Annotated in this window: 3 protein-coding genes; all 3 read left to right on the forward strand. The window is 34.9% G+C overall.

Annotated elements, in window-relative coordinates; genetic code table 11:
• A complete protein-coding gene (locus tag EII29_RS13195; RefSeq protein ID WP_368665484.1) occupies positions 1 to 162 on the forward strand; it encodes a terminase TerL endonuclease subunit in 162 nt (53 codons plus the stop codon).
• Positions 152 to 436, forward strand: coding sequence for an HNH endonuclease (locus tag EII29_RS11235; protein ID WP_036853146.1), 285 nt, complete (start codon positions 152 to 154; stop codon positions 434 to 436). Before EII29_RS13195 ends, EII29_RS11235 begins: the two co-directional genes overlap by 11 nt.
• A gap of 12 nt (positions 437 to 448) precedes the next feature.
• Positions 449 to 1,210 (forward strand): hypothetical protein (locus EII29_RS11240; protein ID WP_125237590.1); only part of this gene is annotated, 762 nt, incomplete at its 3' end.

Here is a 1,210-nt window from a genome sequence, read left to right on the forward strand (position 1 = left end):
ATCCATAACCAAAAAGTCATGCAGTGGGCTTTAAATAATACTGCTGTTAAAATCGGACAAAATGGGGACTATATGTATACTAAAAAACTTGAAAAAGATAAAATTGACCCTACTGTTGCTTTGACAATGGCTTTAGAAATGGCGGTGTCAGATGAAGTATAATGTTGACACAGTTCGAGAAAGTGGTTGGTATAATAAAAAAGAATGGTTGGCTGTCCGTGATTATGTAAGACAACGTGATAAGATGACTTGCGTAAGATGTGGCGCATTCGGTGCTAAAAAATACGAAGTAGACCATATTATAGAACTAACTTGGGAAAATCTTGATGATTGGAAAATAGCGCTGAACCCTGATAACCTACAACTCCTTTGTAAGTCTTGCCATAACAAGAAGACAAGCGAGTATAAACGTGGGAAAGGTGTGAGTTTATGGTAGAAAGGGGAAAAATTGAACTTATTCGGAAAAGTGGTATCATTTTCACGTGGAAAGCTAAACAATGATACTCAAAGAGTTACAGCGTGGCAAAACGAAGCGGTAGAATATACAAGTGCCTTTGTGACTAACATTCATAATAAAATCGCTAATGAAATAACAAAAGTAGAATTTAATCATGTTAAATATAAAAAGTCTGATGTTGGTTCTGATACTTTGATTAGTATGGCAGGTTCTGACTTAGACGAGGTTCTAAACTGGAGTTCTAAGGGCGAACACAATAGCATGGAGTTTTGGCAGAAAGTAATTAAAAAGTTGCTATGCACGCGCTATGTTGACCTGTACCCTATATTTGATAGTGAAACAGGAGATCTATTAGACCTACTATTTGCTAACGATAAAAAAGAATATAAACCTGAAGAATTAGTAAGGCTTATCAGTCCTTTTTATATCAATGAGGATACAAGTATTTTAGATAATGCTCTAGCTAGTATTCAAACTAAGCTGGAACAAGGTAAATTGCGTGGCTTGTTGAAAATTAATGCCTTTCTTGATATTGATAATACGCAAGAGTATCGAGAAAAAGCCTTAACAACAATAAAGAACATGCAAGAGGGTTCGAGTTACAATGGTTTGACACCAGTTGATAACAAGACGGAAATTGTAGAACTTAAAAAAGATTATTCTGTTTTAAACAAAGATGAAATTGACCTTATTAAATCGGAACTTTTGACAGGCTACTTTATGAATGAAAATATTTTGCTTGGTACCTGTCTC

The sequence above is a fragment of the Leptotrichia sp. OH3620_COT-345 genome, from assembly GCF_003932895.1.
Taxonomy (GTDB): Bacteria; Fusobacteriota; Fusobacteriia; order Fusobacteriales; family Leptotrichiaceae; genus Pseudoleptotrichia.